The sequence below is a fragment of the Colwellia polaris genome (assembly GCF_002104515.1).
Classification (GTDB): Bacteria; Pseudomonadota; Gammaproteobacteria; order Enterobacterales; family Alteromonadaceae; genus Cognaticolwellia; species Cognaticolwellia polaris.
The window spans coordinates 226913-242473 of the sequence record NZ_NBOE01000001.1 but is presented as its reverse complement, the minus strand read 5'-3'; the positions used below and the strand labels follow the sequence as shown (position 1 = coordinate 242473).

The following is a 15561-nucleotide window of genomic DNA, read 5'->3' as shown; positions in this document are numbered from 1 at the left end:
ATTTATTGCAGATGACTGACATCAACCCAGTAGTCATTTTTACGAATTAAATCAATAAGCTGTTGATATTGACTGCCTTCTTTAAATGTTTGGTAAGGCGGCACAGTTTCACCTTTAATGTCTTTCACTAATTCACGAATAAGGTAGCGCCAGTTTCTTTCGGTATCACCTTCAACATTAGGCACATCTGCTGCAATTTCTGCAGGTAATGGTACTTCCTGCCATTCTTTATTATCGCCGTATATATACAGTGGCCCTGCACCGTAATGCCCCTTAATATAAATTGCACCTTTACTACCATAAAATACAATGTGATCTTCGTTAAAGCGTGGATGCAACCCGCCATGTTTAAACATGACAGAAACCGGCTTTTCAGCAAATGGACTCTCTAATTGCGCTAATACGTTATACGACCACTCAACATTTGATTCTCCCCACTGCAGTGAAGCATCGTTTAAATCCTTGGGAATAAAGTCACGTCGAGTTTTAAAGTTGTGCACACCTTCCACAATCGGCGCTTTACCTAAATCGTCACGAACCTCACCCATAATAGATAAAATTTTCTCGCCAACGACCGAAGTAACAATCGACATCATATGAGTAAAGTTATTATTCAGTCGTCCACCACCCTCTTCTTTTCGATGCGACCAGCCAAAGGGAATATCACGCTCTAAATTAAAATGAGAAATACATTCAACTTCAAGCGGTTCGCCTATAACTCCTTCAGCAACAAGCTTTTTCGCATGGAGTATTTCTGGCATATACCTAAAACTTGCGGCGAAAGCAGTTTTAACATTTTTAGCTTGAGCTAATTGGTATAACGCTTTTGACGTTGCACCACTTTGTGTTAATGGCTTATCGCAGAAAACATGACAGCCAAATTCAATTGCTTGCTCTATCGGCTTAACATGTGCGCCACCCGGTGTAGCAATCGACACCACATCAGGTTTACACTCTTCTAACGCCTGCTGCCAATTTGTGCCGGCATAAGGAATACTCATGTCTTTAGCAACTTGTTCAACCACGCTCTTGGTTCTACCAACAATACCCACCACTTCAGCGCCGGCATATCTAAAGGCGTCTGTGTGCCCTTGCCCAGCAAAACCAGTGCCATGCACTAATACTTTAATTTTATTACTCATGTATTAATCCTGTTTTTATGTTTAATCAAAGCCCACAATGCCAGTGTTTACCAGTTCCACAATGTGCCATCTTCTAACCGACTTACGGGCAAATAAGAGCGTTTATAAGGATATTGACTCGCCGCTTCTTCATCAAATTCTATACCTAAGCCCGGCGCCTCACTCATATAAGCCATGCCATTTTTTACGCTATATTCATGCTTAAATATTTGCTTTAATTGCTCATTACCAAAACCTACAAACTCTTGAATACCAAAATTAGGTGTCCAAATATTAAGATGCATATGCGCTGCAAAACAAATCGGCGATAAATCAGGAGCGCCATGCGGTGCCGTTTTTACGTTATATATACTGCTAAAATCTGCGATACGTCTTAACGCCGTAATACCACCGGCATGTGTTGCGGCCACTCGAATATAGTCAATAAGCTGGTTTTGTATCAGATCTTTACAATCCCAAATCGTATTGTAGGTTTCGCCAATAGCCAATGGCGTTGTGGTGTGCTGCCTGATTATGGAAAAATTATCTTGGTTCTCTGCCATTGAAGCATCTTCGAGAAACAATAAATTAAACTCTTCTAATAACTTACCGAGTTTGGCTGATTCAATGGGTGTTAGCCTACTGTGTACATCATGAACAAATTGAATTTCATCACCAAAACGTTCACGTGCAGCACGAAATAGCTCGACCACCGAATTAAAATATTTTGGCGTTGACCATTCTTCTTCTGGCGGCAAAGGGCGATTGCCCTGCAATTCGTAATAATCTTTTTTATCCCCTAGAACGCCATAAGTTACTTTAAGCCCGGGAATTGCCGACTGTAATCTAATAGCCTTAAAGCCTTGTTCAATTAATACCTGTGTTTTATCAAGTGTGTCAGCAATGCTTTCCCCATTGGCGTGTGCGTACAAGGTAACACCCTTACGGCTTTTTCCACCAAGTAACTGATACACAGGTAAACCAGCCACTTTTCCTTTAATATCCCAAAGTGCCATATCAATCGCTGCAATCGCGGCCATATTAATTGGCCCTTTTCGCCAATACACACCTTTGTACAAATATTGCCAAATGTCTTCAATGTTGCTTGGGTCTCTACCTATTAAACAAGGAATTACGTGTTCTTCTAAATAGGTAACAACAGCCATTTCTCGGCCATTTACTGTTGCATCACCTAAACCGTAAACACCAGCATCAGTCATCACTTTTACCGTGACAAAGTTCCTACCAGGGCTACATACAAAGACTTTTATCGCTTCAATTTTCACTTATCTTCCTTACGTTCAATACTCATTCAATACTAAATCAGCAGAGTAACTATGATTTACCGAACAAACTAAATCGTTTTACTAAATCGGTTTAGTTGATTAAATTAGCACACTGTTGCACAATGTCAACACTCGAATATTTAGCGCCTCAAAGAAAAATCCATGGTAAAAATCAAGTTAATCGATGTAGCTGAGAAAGCTGGCGTGTCTAAAAGCACGGTTTCTCAATATTTAAATGGCCGTTTTGATTACATGGCAGAAAAAACCAAACAAAGAATAATGCAAGCGATTGAAGAGCTAGATTATGTACCAAACCCTATTGCCAGAAGCCTGAAAACAGCTAAAACGAAAACCATTGGCGTTATTGTGCGTGACGTTACCGGTTCATACACAGGTAAAGCGATACGAGGTATTGATGATTTTTGTAAAAAAAATGGCTATAACGTTTTAATTTACAACACAGATTTCGATCCAACGATTGAAGCGCAATCTTTACAGGCGTTAAGACAGCTAAATGTTGACGGTATTATTATCGCGTCGTCAGGAAAAAACGCTGAGCTTATCTGCAAATTTATCGACAAAGGTTTACCCGTTGTGCAATTTCAACTGGAGCACGACGGTACCGAAAAGCACATAATATTATCAGATTACCGCCAAGGTGCGTTTGATGCTACTGACTATTTAATTACGTTAGGTCACAAGCGAATTTGCTTTATTACACAACATTTCGACAGTGTTAAATCACGAAACGAACGTTACCAAGGCTATTTAGAAGCGCATCTTAAGCATGGAATGAGTGTTGATAATCAGCTTATTCAATATTGGCATCGTGAAACCGGGTTTGAACTTTCACCCACAGAAGTACTTTCGCAGTTGCATCCACCTAGTGCTTTTTTCACCCAACATTTAGCGATTACTACCGCATTACTGGAAAATTTAGAGCACGGAAATATCACCATTCCTGACGATGTATCAGTTATTAGTTTTGACGATATCCCCATGGCTAAATTTTTTAAAGTGCCTATTACTGTGATTAAACAAGAGCCTTACGAAATAGGCACTGAATCTGCTAGCGCGCTACTCAATTTACTTAATGAAAAACAAACTTCAGCCAAGAAAGTGATGGTACCTTGCTCACTAATTAAAAGATCTTCTTGTAAAGCGCCATAACGTTTAGTTAAAAATCGCAATATAACACTCGACTTAACAATTTTTATTAAAGGCATATAAAATGAAATTTAAGACAATACTAGCGTCAACCATAGTAAGTACCTTCTTCATCACGAGTTGCGGCACTAGCACAGGTAACCAAGAGTCACTCAACGTAATTCCTGCGACTCAGTTTGATTTATCAACATGGAAAATTACGGTACCAACCGATAAAGATAATAACGGCAAAGTTGATCAGGTAAGTCGCATTGATATTCAACACTATAGTCACCCCGATTATTTCTATCTTGATGACAATAATAATTTGGTATTTGCTACACCTAACAAAGCATTTACCACCGCAAATTCAACTAATACCCGAAGTGAGTTACATCAATTATTAGGTGGTCCTAAAGTTAAAAGTAATGCGCCGGCTAATAATTTTTCCTTAAAATCTCACCCAAATGTAAAAAACCATGCTCAAATTGGTGGTAACTTACAAGCCACAGTAAAAGTAAACCACGTTGCTAAACGAGCGACTTATCCAAACAAAAACCCAGCTTACTCTGTAGTAGTTGGACAAATACATGCCACTAAAGACAAAGCCATCGTTGCACAAGGTAATGGTTTTGGTTATGGCAATGAACCGATAAAAATTTACTTTAAAAAATGGCCAAATCACCAATATGGTTCAGTGTTTTGGAACTATGAACGTAACTTACCAAAAGCAGATGTTAATCGTGTTGATATTGCCTACCCAGTGTGGGGTGAATTATGGAGTGAAAGCAATGAGCCCGGTGAAAATGGCATAGCATTAAATGAAGAATTTAGTTACGAAATTAATGTTTACAACGACATTATGTATTTAACGTTCACTACGGCACGCCATAAAACCGTAAAGTTTCAAATTAACTTAGCAAACAACATTGATGCGAACAGTAAGGTAGACAAGTATGATCATCCAAATGGCTATCTTGGTGATGCTTTGTTTTTTAAAGCCGGCGCATATAACCAATGTAGCATTAAAGATGATCCTGGTTTTTGGTATCCTAAATGCCTAGGAACGGGCGACTGGCAAACGGATAAAAAAAATGGCGATTACGCGCAAGTTACATTTACAAAACTAACAACTGGCGCCGCTAAAAAGCCTGAATAGTTTTACTAATAAATAGATTACTTCAACATTTCGGTGCTCAAGAGTAGCAAATCAAATCTATTGAAATATTTAGTTAAATTGTTAGCCAAATACCACTGTAGTGGGTAATTAAACTTAACCATTACAGTGCAAAGCAAATCGTTGACATTAATTTTTTTACAACAAAAACAACTACTTTCCTCAAAAAAAACCGACAACTTAAATACTAATTCAAGCTTGATTTTTTGCGAATCTTTGTTCGTTAAATGCGTCAACTCATTACTATTGTATGCATTTCATTCATACTTAAAGATAACTAAACATCATTTTCATTTAATACTAGCTAGCTTCAACATGATTTCAATCAACAAAGTGCAGAAATTAAATACAACAAGCACGATTTCATTTATCAATGGGGAAGCCAATACATGTTTAAACGTTCACTAGTGAGTATTGCTACACAGGCAGTTATTTATTCAGCTATTGTTATGCCAAGTAGCACCTTTGCAGCTGAAGCACAGCAACAAGAGAAAGCAGCAGGCTTGGAGCGTATTACCGTTACATCTCAAAAGCGCGTGCAATCAATTCAAGATGTTCCAACGTCTATTCAAGCGTTTACAGGCGCTAGTTTAGAGAAAAACAACATAGATAACTTGTTGGGCATGTCTGAGTCTTTACCCAATGTGCACATAACAGAATCTTCAAGTAGTAAGCGCATATTTGTCCGCGGTATTGGCTCAGGCACCAATGCCGGTTTTGAACAATCGGTTGCCATGTACAAAGACGGTATTTACTTAGGTCGCGGGCATCAAGCTAAGTTTCCTTTTTTAGACATGCAGCGTATAGAGCTAATCAAAGGCCCGCAAGCCGTTATGTTTGGTAAAAACGCTACCGCCGGTGCTTTTAGTATGGTGACAAATTCGCCGACCGATGAAAATGAAGGCTCTATTTCAGTTGAGTATGGCTCTGACAACGAGCGCCGTATTAACGCTATGGCAAATTTTGCAATAAATGATGATTTAGCTATTCGAATTGCGGCTTTTGATGAATCAATGGACGGCTATATTAACAACATTGCCCGCGATAAAGACGAATCTTCCTCAGAAGCTAGCGGGGTTAGATTTTCTGCTGATTGGCAATTAAGCGACAACGTAAACGCACTATTCAAATGGGAACATGCTAGCTTTGATACTAAGGGCTCTCGTTATCAATATATTGTTGATGAAACGAGTCGTAATGAACAAGTGGCTAGCGATCCGGCTAACCTAGGTAACGTTGGCTACCGCTCATTTTTACTTTCTGATGCTTCAGGCCTTGATTACACCAGCGCGGTATCGGGTGACCAACACCCTGGCGGGCTAGATGAAGGTAATTCTACAACTTCAAATAATGCCGTATTGCAGCTAACTTACGACCATGGTGAATATGAGTTTACCTCGATTACTACTTACAGTGATTACGACTGGGATGCTTTATTCGATGCTGATTATTCTGAAGTTTCTTTGATTAAACAAGATCATATTGAGAACTTTGAGCAATTTACTCAAGAGTTTCGTGTTTCTTCGCCCGCCGGTGAAACCTTTGAATACGTTGCAGGCGTATTTTACATGAACAGCGAACTTAGCCATCCAAACGATATTTTACTAGCAGCATCAACGCTTATCCCAACGTTGCCGCCAGCAACTTCAGTGGGTACTCGGGCGTTATTTGAACAAGACCAAGAAAGCTATTCTGCGTTTGCTTCACTGACTTGGAATGTAAATAACGACTGGCGTGCCAATCTTGGTTTACGTTATCAAAAAGAAGAAAAAGAAGTTACTAGTGAACAAAGTTCATACGCCATGTTTGCTGAAGGCGTGCCTGAACCTGTACAACAGTTTGTTAATACCTTAGTACCCGGCATTGCTGCAGCGTTATCTGGTGCAGGCATGCATGAAATTGAAGCTGATCGCGACGAGTCACATCTATCACCAAGCATTAGTGTGCAGTATCTAGGTTTCGAAGACACCATGCTATTCGCTAGTGCCGGTATTGGTTATAAAGCAGGTGGCTATGACGGCTCAGGTTTAAACAGTTCAAGCGGTAATCAACCTGATCCTGAGTCAGGTTTCGAGTTTGATGATGAAAAAGCCACTAATATTGAGTTTGGTATAAAGTCTGAGCCCATTAAAAATGTTTTAGAAATTAACGCCACCATTTTCCACACCAAATACGAAGACTTGCAAGTATCTGAGTTTAACGGCAATGCTTTTGTGGTAAAAAATGCAGCTGAAACCAAAGTACAAGGTATTGAAATTGATAGCCGCTGGGCAATAAACGACAACTGGACCCTATCAGCCAATATTGCCTTACTTGATTTTGAATACGAGAGTTACACGGGAGCTTCTCCAACAGTACGTCAAGCTGAATTACTGGGCCAAGCAACACAAGATTTGAGTGGCAAAACAGGCGCTTTTGCTCCTGATTATTCAGGTAACCTCGCACTTGACTACAATACCGAAATATTTTCAGGCTATCCGCTGTCGGCAAATTTATCGGTTAATTTCAGTGATGACTATTTTCTTGAACAAGATTTAGATCCCATTGCTGTGCAAAAAGCCTATGAAAAAGTAAACTTTAGACTTGAAGTAACAGACAAAGATGATGCTTGGACCCTAGCATTTTTAGTGAAAAACTTAACCGACGAGCAAACCTTTAGTCAGGCAAACGATGTCCCTGTATTAAGCTATGCGCATCGTTTCTTGTCAGAGCGCCCTCGTAGTTATCACTTGCAAGCGAGTTATAACTTTTAGCATATAAACGTATTATTGTTATAAAAATTTAGCACGCGCACAAAGCAATGTGCCGTGCTTTTTTAATTTTTCACTTAACGCTCTACACCATGCCTTACCTTTAATATTTCTTTATCTGTATCACTTGATATGCCTTGATACCCACAGCAAAAATCACAACAACTCTTTGGCAATAACTAATAGTTTTTCTCGCATCCAACCATTGATAGGATCATGCTCAGCTTGTTTATGCCAATACATATGTACCGGCAATACAGGTACCTCAAAAGGTAATGGCACAACCTCAACGGGCATTTTCTCTTTTAATAAATTCGCGTATGCGTTGGGCATGGTTAACAACATGTCGCACCGACTTATCACACTTGTAGCGGCAAAATAATGCTCGCATTGAAGCACTATATTACGTGTAGCGCCGTGGTTTGCTAGCGCCATGTCAACTAAGTCTACCCGAGAGTCCTTAAGTGCCACTAACGCGTGTGAAGCCTTAATATAATTTTCTAAAGTTAATTCGTTAAGAATAGGGTGTCCTTGGCGACATATTAACGAGAAACTTTCATTACAAATCAACGTACTTCTAATGTCGTTACTGGTTGGCGTAAGTACATCAATAACAATATCTAACTCTTGCTGCTCAAGTGCCTTTTCCATTTCAACACGCGACACTTGTCGGCTATTAATCGTTATATTTGGTGTATTGATCAGTAAATCGGTAACTAGGGTAGGAAAAAATATAGATTCAAGAATGTCTCGAAAACCAAATTTAATCTCACGTTTGTGCGCGGTTACATCAAACAATTGGTTATCTAACAGGGTTGATTCTAAAGCAGTTAACGAGGTGATAACTTGCGGCATAATTTTCTGGCATAGCGCCGATGGCACCATTTTTCGGCCATGACGAATAAACAAGACATCATCAAACTTAGCGCGTAATCTTGATAAGGCATGACTCACCGCAGGCTGAGTTAAATGTAATTTATTTGCTGCAGCGGTAATAGTCCCTTCTAAATAGACGGTTCTAAGTATTAAAAATAAATTTAAATCAATTTTACTATGCAGCATATTTATATATATCCATTAATTTGCATCACTTCAATTTATTTTAAGACTAATTAGACTTAAGTCAAACAGTCTTTTGGGAATAGCTATGAGTAACGATTTAATTGAGCAAGCAAAAAGTATGACTATAGGTAGTGATAAATTTGCTTTACCTATGCCACCAACTTTTGACAATTTAGCAGCACAACAAACCTACGAAAAACAGCGCCTAGCTGCTGGATTTCGTGTTTTTGCTATGCACGGATTTGATGAAGGGCTAGCAGGGCATATTACCCAGCGTGATTGCATTGACCCTGAAACTTTTTGGGTAAACCCATTAGGTATTCATTTCGCGCATATTAAAGCCTCAGATTTAGTACGTGTTGATCACAAAGGTAATATTGTTGAGGGTAACTCAGTAATTAATAATGCGGCCTTTGCTATTCATTCACGTATTCATATGGCACGCCCTGATGTTGCCGCAGTTGCTCATGCACATACTAAGTTTGGCCGCGCTTTTTCATCACTCGGACAATTACTTAAACCTATTTCGCAAGACGCCTGTGTTTTTTACGAAAACCACAGTGTTTTTGATGTGTTTTCGGGTGTAGTAGCCGACGCAGAAGAAGGCGATATGATTGCAGCTTCACTTGCTGATAAAACCGCGGTGATCTTACAAAACCATGGTTTACTCACCGTAGGTAAGTCGCTTGACGCTGCCGTTGCCAACTTTGTTTTAATGGATAGCTGCTGCCAAAGCCAGCTTTTGGCACAAGCGGCTGGCGAATTAAAGCTGATTAGTCACGATATTGCAGTGAAAACCAAACGGGCTAATGGCTCAGACATAGTCACTTGGGGCAACTTCCAACCACTCTACCAAGTGGTAAATGCACAAGATAATAGCTTTTTAGATTAAGGCGTTAAACGCACAAAATCACATAATAATAACAGCGCAATAACTCAAAACGCTAAAAGTAACGTCAGGCTGAGGTAGTAATGGTAAACAAAATAGATATCACGACAGTCCAAACAAAATTGGATATGGCAAAAATAGATGTAGCAAGTATCTCCCCAGAACGGCTACCTCATTCTATCTATGAGGCTATTACTGCTTCAGCCCAGCGTTCTCCAGAAAGTATTGCTTTACGTTATATTTTAGACGGTGACTGCATAGCACCAGACAAAATACCATTTGCTAAGAAAGCACTACATCAAGTGGTTAAGCTCGTTAAAGGTCGAACTTTCGCAGCGCCCTATCGCGAAATTAGCTATCGTGAAGTTTCACAACGCGTAACACAAGTAAGTAATGCCCTGCATAGCTTTGGCATAGGCAGAACCGATGTTACCTCAATTATTCTCCCTAATTTCCCTGAAATGTATTTTTCATTGTGGGGCGCTGAAACTGCCGGCATAGCTAATCCGATTAACCCGTTACTTGAAGCCAATATTATTAAAGAAATAATTACCACGGCAGGCAGTAAAGTGTTAATAGCATTAGGGCCTGTTCCTGGCAGCGATATTTGGCAAAAAACCCTAGCCATAAAAGATCAAATACCTGGGTTAGAAGCGGTGATTTGTTTGTTTGGTGATGACATTCCGGCGTCATCTAATCATAAAGTACCGGTTTATAGTTTTGAAAAATTAATAGCAAAACAACAAGCTGAAAAATTACTGCACGCTACACCTCAACAGTCAGATATTTGTTCTTATTTTCATACCGGTGGTACTACCGGCTTGCCTAAGCTAGCAAAACACTTGCACTTAAATGAGCTTACCAATGCCGCACAAATGAACCTGATATCGCCGATGGAGCCTAACGATACTGTCTTAATTGGTTTGCCAATTTTCCATGTAAATGCCGCCATTACTGGTTTAGCTTCAATGATGTTAGGTTCAACTATTTTACTTGCCGGTCCTTCAGGTTTCAGGGGCAAGCATGTTATTGCGAATTTACTGACTATTCTTGATAACTTTAACATTGCATTTATGACCGCTGTCCCTACGGTTTATGCGGGTTTACTACAGCATTTATCGGCTGAAAACATTACCCCTAAACGACCGAAAAACATGAAATTGGCCTTGTGTGGTGCAGCGCCATTGTCACCAGATCTACAAGCAAAATTCATCAAAAAAACCGCGATAAATTTGGTTGAAGGCTACGGTTCAACCGAGGGGACTGCAGTAAGCACAATTATGCCGGTAAATTCCGTTGCCACGCGTACCGCTGTTGGTTTAACGATACCCGGTACGGTATTACGCATTGGCGACATTGATGCCGACGGTAATTTATTAAGCTTGTGTGATACTGATGAAACCGGCGAGATACTTATTATGGGTAATAACGTTTTCCCTGGCTATGTAGATGACTTACACAATCAAACCTTGTGGGTAACGACTGCCACTGGCGAAAAAATGGTTCGTACCGGAGATTTAGGTCGAGTTGATCATAACGGTTATCTCTCACTTTGTGGTCGACAAAAAGAATTAATTATTCGAGGTGGTCATAATATTGATCCTAAAATGATTGAAGATGTTGCCTCAGCACATCCAGAAGTATTGCTTGCTGCTGCAGTGCCACGCCCTGATGCTTATTCAGGCGAGTTACCTGTGCTCTATTTAACCCTTATTGAAAACAGTACCGTAACCAAAGCAGCACTAGAACAGTTTATGAAAGACAATGTGCCCGAGCGTGCTGCCATGCCAAAAATTATTAATATCGTTGATGAAATGCCATTAACTGCTGTTGGAAAAATGTTTAAGCCTGAATTGGTATGCCGTGAAATAAAACAAGTTATTAGCCTTGTTCTAGCAGAAAAATTTAGTGAAGAAAAATACCAAATTACCGTAAAACCTGACAAAAAACATGGCATTATTGCAACAATTAATGTAGAAACGTTTACAGAACAAGTCACCGTATCATCTGAAATTAAAGCATTACTCGCTGATTATTCTTTTCATTATCATGTAGTGTGTACAGACAAAATATTGTCGGAGTAGACGTAAATGGAAGCATCAATTTTTACCCAAGTGTTATTGCCTATCGCCATAGCATTGATCATGTTCGGAATGGGGCTAAGCTTAACCATTCAAGACTTCACACGGCTTGCCAAAGCACCTAAATCTATTGGTGTGGGGTTACTAGGACAAATAATATTGATGCCTTTATTGGCGCTAGGTATTTGTTTAATACTCAAATTAGATACACCAATTGCGGTTGGTCTAATGATATTAGCAGCTTGCCCGGGCGGCACTACGTCAAACGTTTTTAGTCAGGTTGCAAAAGCAAACTTAGCACTTTCTGTTAGTTTAACCGCGATATCTACCTTTATATGTGTGTTTTCAACCCCTTTTATTATTCAATATGCGATCAATAATTTCGCCGGTGAGCAAGCGATAGAATTTTCTTTACTGCAAACCGCTATCGGCTTATTTGTTGTCACTTTAGTGCCAGTTATTATTGGTATTGGTATTCGTCATCGCTTTACTAATGCAGCGCTAAAAGCAGAAGTGTATTTTCGACGTTTCTCGCTGCTATTTTTGGTCGCTATGATTTTAGCGCTAGTAATTAAAGAACGAGAGATGTTAGTAACTTCGTTTGATCAGGTGTTTTTCGCTGCTCTAGCATTAAATATTATCTCTATCGCCATGGGCTTGTTACTGTCGAAAATATTTAACTTATCCTTTATCGACGGCATAACCTTAGCAATTGAAGTGGGTATTCAAAATGCCACGCTGGCGATATTAATTGCTATTAGCTTTTTAAATGCCCCCGAATTTGCTGTTTCTGCCGGGGTTTATGGTTTAGCCATGTACATTGGGCCAACGTTTTTAGTGTTATGGGTAAAGTCAGTGCGCAAAAAACGCGAAACGTTAACCGCTGCCGAAAATTAAACACGGTTTTCCGTCTCGGACAAATCATCACAGTCAATCATTAGATAAATAGCTGTTGAATTTTGTTTCTCAACCATAATAAGGCATCGTCTTGCTCCGTATTTTGATGCCAATATAAATGGGTCGACACCGAGGGTATACGGTACGGTAGCGGCCTTATCGCTAAGTCATTATCAACAAACTTATCGGCTAATAACGTGGGTAAAGTTAACAAGGCATCTGAAACCTTTAACAATTCTTTTGCTGTTTGATAACTTTGACAACGCGCACTCATCGAGCGATTAATACCTTGTTGCAATAAAGCAAAATCTTCAACTACGACACCACTTGCTCGGTTAGAAACAGCAATATGTTTCGACAATAAATAATGTTCCGCAGTCATATTATCGACATTTTTGTGCGCTTTATTTAACAACACACAAAACTCATTGCTAGAAAGTTTTAAATGTTTAATTGGCATTTTTAGTGGCAAAGCAATATCGATAGCAACATCAACTTGATTTGTGCTGAGTTGTCGCGCCATATCTTCACGCACTAATTTACTGCTGATCAGTTTAGCGTTTGGCGCCTCTTGTAGTATTACTTGCTGAATTTTAGGCAAAATTAGAGGCTCTAGCGCGTCATGAATGGCTAGCTTAAACGTTTGCGCGGTTTGCGATAAGTCAAAATCACCGCAAGTTTGTAATATTTGTCGTAGCTTTTCCAAGGTATCTAATAACTGCGGTGCCATGCGCTGACAAACCGCTGTTGGCTGCATAATTTGGCCTTGGCGAGTAAAGAGGTCGTCATTCAGCACCAAGCGCAGACGCTTAATAGCATGACTCACCGCTGACGGGCTGATAAATAAAAGTTTAGCGGCCAAGCTCATATTGCGTTCTTGATACAGACATTCGAACACTTTAAGTAAATTAAAATCGAGTTGCTGTACTTTTTTAGCTTCTATCATGCAAACACCCAATGAATTAAATTCATAGTAGGTTAGCAATATATTTCACTTAATTCATTACTGATTTTGCATTATGCTAAATCAACTGCGTAATGTAACACGCCATCTTTTTATACTAAGTTAGAGATAAAGCCATGAATTTTGAAGCCAGTGCCAAAAGCCAAGACTACCTAGCGCGCTTAAAAGCGTTTATGGACGAGCATGTTTTACCTATCGAACAAGACATTTTTGACGAGAACAGTCGTTTAAACGAATCACCAGACTGGCGCACATGGCAAGTGCCTTCGCAAATTCAGCCCTTAAAAGAAAAAGCACGCCAAGCAGGCTTATGGAATTTATTTTTACCTGACACCGAGCTAGCTCAAGGTCTTACATGTTTAGAGTACGCGCCACTTGCTGAGCAAACGGGGCGTAGCTTAATTGCGCCTGAAATTTTCAACTGTAACGCACCTGATACCGGCAACATGGAAGTACTTTATCATTTTGGTAACGAGGCACAGAAAAAACAATGGTTAACGCCATTACTTAACGGTGAAATTCGCTCAGTATTTGCTATGACTGAGCCTGACGTTGCTTCTTCTGATGCAACCAATATGGAAGCCACTATAGAAGCCAGCGGCGATGAGCTAATACTTAATGGCAAAAAGTGGTGGACTACGGGCTTAGGACATCCTAACGCTAAAATCGCTATTTTTATGGGTTTATCTAACCCTGAAAACGACAAACACAGCCAGCACTCAATGGTTATTGTGCCACTTGACACGCCAGGTGTATCAATCAAACGTATGTTAACAGCTTGTGGCGAATACGACGCTCCATATGGTCATGGCGAAATGGAATTTACTAACGTTAGAGTACCGAAAGAAAATCTTATTATGGGACTTGGTAAAGGCTTTGCTATTGCTCAAGGACGCCTCGGACCTGGACGCATTCATCATTGTATGCGCGCCATTGGTGCGGCTGAACGTTCACTTGAACTAATGATAAAACGTGGTTTATCGCGTACAGCATTTGGCAAACCTTTGATTAAACTCGGTGGCAATTTAGAGCGTGTTGCAAAAGCAAGAATGGCGATTGATCAAGCACGTTTACTTACGCTACATGCAGCATGGAAAATAGATACCGCTGGCGTAAAACATGCCATGACCGAAATCTCTAGTATTAAAGTTGTAGTGCCAAATATGCTACAACAAGTATCTGACATGGCGATACAAATGTTTGGTGGCGCTGGTGTTAGTGGCGACCATCCTGTTGCATCATTTAATGCTATGGGACGTATTTTACGTCTTGCCGATGGCCCAGATGAAGTGCATATGGGCATGGTTTCTCGCCTCGAGCTTAGAAAATATTTATAAGAATAAGAGATAGCTATGACCACACGATTATTAATTACTGGCGGCGCTACCGGCTTAGGTAAGTCCATGGCGCTCGCTTGGGCAAAAAATCAAAAATCTGAGGTTAATATTTGCATCGCGGATATTAATAAAAGTCGCGGAGATACCACCGTTGCCGAGTTACAAGCTTTAGGCGCAAACGCTTTTTATCAACATTGTGATATTACCAAGCAAGAAGATATTGATCAGCTGCGCACCGCCATTAATACCCAGTGGCAAGGACTAGATATAGTGATTAACAATGCTGGTGTCGCTTCAGGTGGCTCGCTACAAGGTGAAAGCATTGAACAATGGCAATGGATACTAGATATTAACTTGCTCGGCATGGTGCGTGTTAGTCAAACCTTTCTTGCTGATTTTAAAGCACAAGGCCATGGCTATTTTATTAATATTGCTTCGCAAGCAGGCTTAACACCGATTCCGTTTATGAGTAGCTACAATGCTGTAAAAGCCGCCGTGGTTAGCTTATCAGAAACCATGAAACTTGAGTTAGCCCACGATAATATTGACGTTAGCGTGGTTTGCCCGAGCTTTTTCAAAACCAACTTAGATGAGTCAATGCGCACAAGCGAGCCAGCCATGAAAAAAATGATGGACCGCGCCTTTGATAAGTCAGATATTAACGCAGAACAAGTTGCCACTAGCATTTATCAAGCAGCACAAAAACGCAGGTTTTTAATTCTGACCCACAAACTTGGCAAACAAGCATTTTTAATGAAAAAATTAATGCCTACTGCTATGTATATCAAGAGTATGCTGAAGAAAACTAAATCCATGCAGCGATTCACTCAAAAGCGTTAGTCACCAGTAAA

At 40.0% G+C, this 15561-nt stretch carries 12 protein-coding genes; 8 read left to right on the top strand and 4 right to left on the bottom strand.

The window, feature by feature from the left end; all coding sequences use genetic code 11:
• Positions 1 to 2 precede the first annotated feature (2 nt).
• Positions 3 to 1142, bottom strand: coding sequence for a Gfo/Idh/MocA family protein (locus tag B6A32_RS01075; RefSeq protein WP_085300912.1), 1140 nt, complete (start codon positions 1140 to 1142; stop codon positions 3 to 5).
• Positions 1143 to 1189: 47 nt separating this feature from the next.
• Complete coding sequence (gene manD / locus B6A32_RS01070) at positions 1190 to 2407, bottom strand: D-mannonate dehydratase ManD (RefSeq protein ID WP_085300911.1); 1218 nt, start codon at positions 2405 to 2407, stop codon at positions 1190 to 1192.
• Between the two features lie 162 nt (positions 2408 to 2569).
• On the opposite strand from manD, the gene B6A32_RS01065 reads away from it, so the two are divergent.
• The 3 genes from B6A32_RS01065 to B6A32_RS01055 all read left to right on the top strand — a co-directional run bounded on the left by B6A32_RS01065 (position 2570) and on the right by B6A32_RS01055 (position 7483).
• Positions 2570 to 3577 carry a LacI family DNA-binding transcriptional regulator gene (locus tag B6A32_RS01065; protein WP_085300910.1) on the top strand — a complete coding sequence of 336 codons (1008 nt, stop codon included), beginning with the start codon at positions 2570 to 2572 and terminating at the stop codon, positions 3575 to 3577.
• A 61-nt stretch (positions 3578 to 3638) separates the two neighbouring features.
• Positions 3639 to 4712, top strand: a complete 1074-nt coding sequence (locus tag B6A32_RS01060) for a polysaccharide lyase family 7 protein (protein WP_085300909.1) — start codon at positions 3639 to 3641, stop codon at positions 4710 to 4712.
• Between the two features lie 407 nt (positions 4713 to 5119).
• Positions 5120 to 7483, top strand: coding sequence for a TonB-dependent receptor (locus B6A32_RS01055; protein WP_085300908.1), 2364 nt, complete (start codon positions 5120 to 5122; stop codon positions 7481 to 7483).
• A 153-nt stretch (positions 7484 to 7636) separates the two neighbouring features.
• Here the strand turns inward: B6A32_RS01055 and B6A32_RS01050 are convergent, their stop codons facing one another.
• Entirely contained in the window at positions 7637 to 8542 is a 906-nt protein-coding gene (locus B6A32_RS01050; RefSeq protein WP_085300907.1) for a LysR family transcriptional regulator, read from the bottom strand.
• 85 nt (positions 8543 to 8627) lie between these two features.
• Here B6A32_RS01050 and B6A32_RS01045 point away from each other — a divergent pair, with 85 nt between their 5' ends.
• The 3 genes from B6A32_RS01045 (at position 8628) to B6A32_RS01035 (ending at position 12409) form a co-directional block, all read left to right on the top strand.
• Positions 8628 to 9434 (top strand): class II aldolase/adducin family protein, encoded by an 807-nt coding sequence (locus tag B6A32_RS01045; protein WP_085300906.1) that lies wholly within the window; start codon positions 8628 to 8630, stop codon positions 9432 to 9434.
• Positions 9435 to 9514: 80 nt separating this feature from the next.
• Positions 9515 to 11515, top strand: a complete 2001-nt coding sequence (locus tag B6A32_RS01040; protein WP_233131288.1) for an AMP-binding protein — start codon at positions 9515 to 9517, stop codon at positions 11513 to 11515.
• A gap of 6 nt (positions 11516 to 11521) precedes the next feature.
• On the top strand, positions 11522 to 12409 hold the full coding sequence (locus tag B6A32_RS01035; protein WP_085300905.1) for a bile acid:sodium symporter family protein: 888 nt from the start codon (positions 11522 to 11524) through the stop codon (positions 12407 to 12409).
• Positions 12410 to 12449: 40 nt separating this feature from the next.
• Here the strand turns inward: B6A32_RS01035 and B6A32_RS01030 are convergent, their stop codons facing one another.
• On the bottom strand, positions 12450 to 13355 hold the full coding sequence (locus B6A32_RS01030) for a LysR family transcriptional regulator (protein ID WP_085300904.1): 906 nt from the start codon (positions 13353 to 13355) through the stop codon (positions 12450 to 12452).
• Positions 13356 to 13489: 134 nt separating this feature from the next.
• Between B6A32_RS01030 and B6A32_RS01025 the strand changes: the two genes are divergently transcribed.
• Both B6A32_RS01025 and B6A32_RS01020 read left to right on the top strand, forming a co-directional pair.
• Positions 13490 to 14710: an acyl-CoA dehydrogenase family protein gene (locus tag B6A32_RS01025; RefSeq protein ID WP_085300903.1), complete on the top strand. Its 1221-nt coding sequence runs from the start codon at positions 13490 to 13492 to the stop codon at positions 14708 to 14710.
• Positions 14711 to 14725: 15 nt separating this feature from the next.
• Positions 14726 to 15550: an SDR family oxidoreductase gene (locus B6A32_RS01020; protein WP_085300902.1), complete on the top strand. Its 825-nt coding sequence runs from the start codon at positions 14726 to 14728 to the stop codon at positions 15548 to 15550.
• The last annotated feature ends 11 nt before the right edge of the window (positions 15551 to 15561 follow it).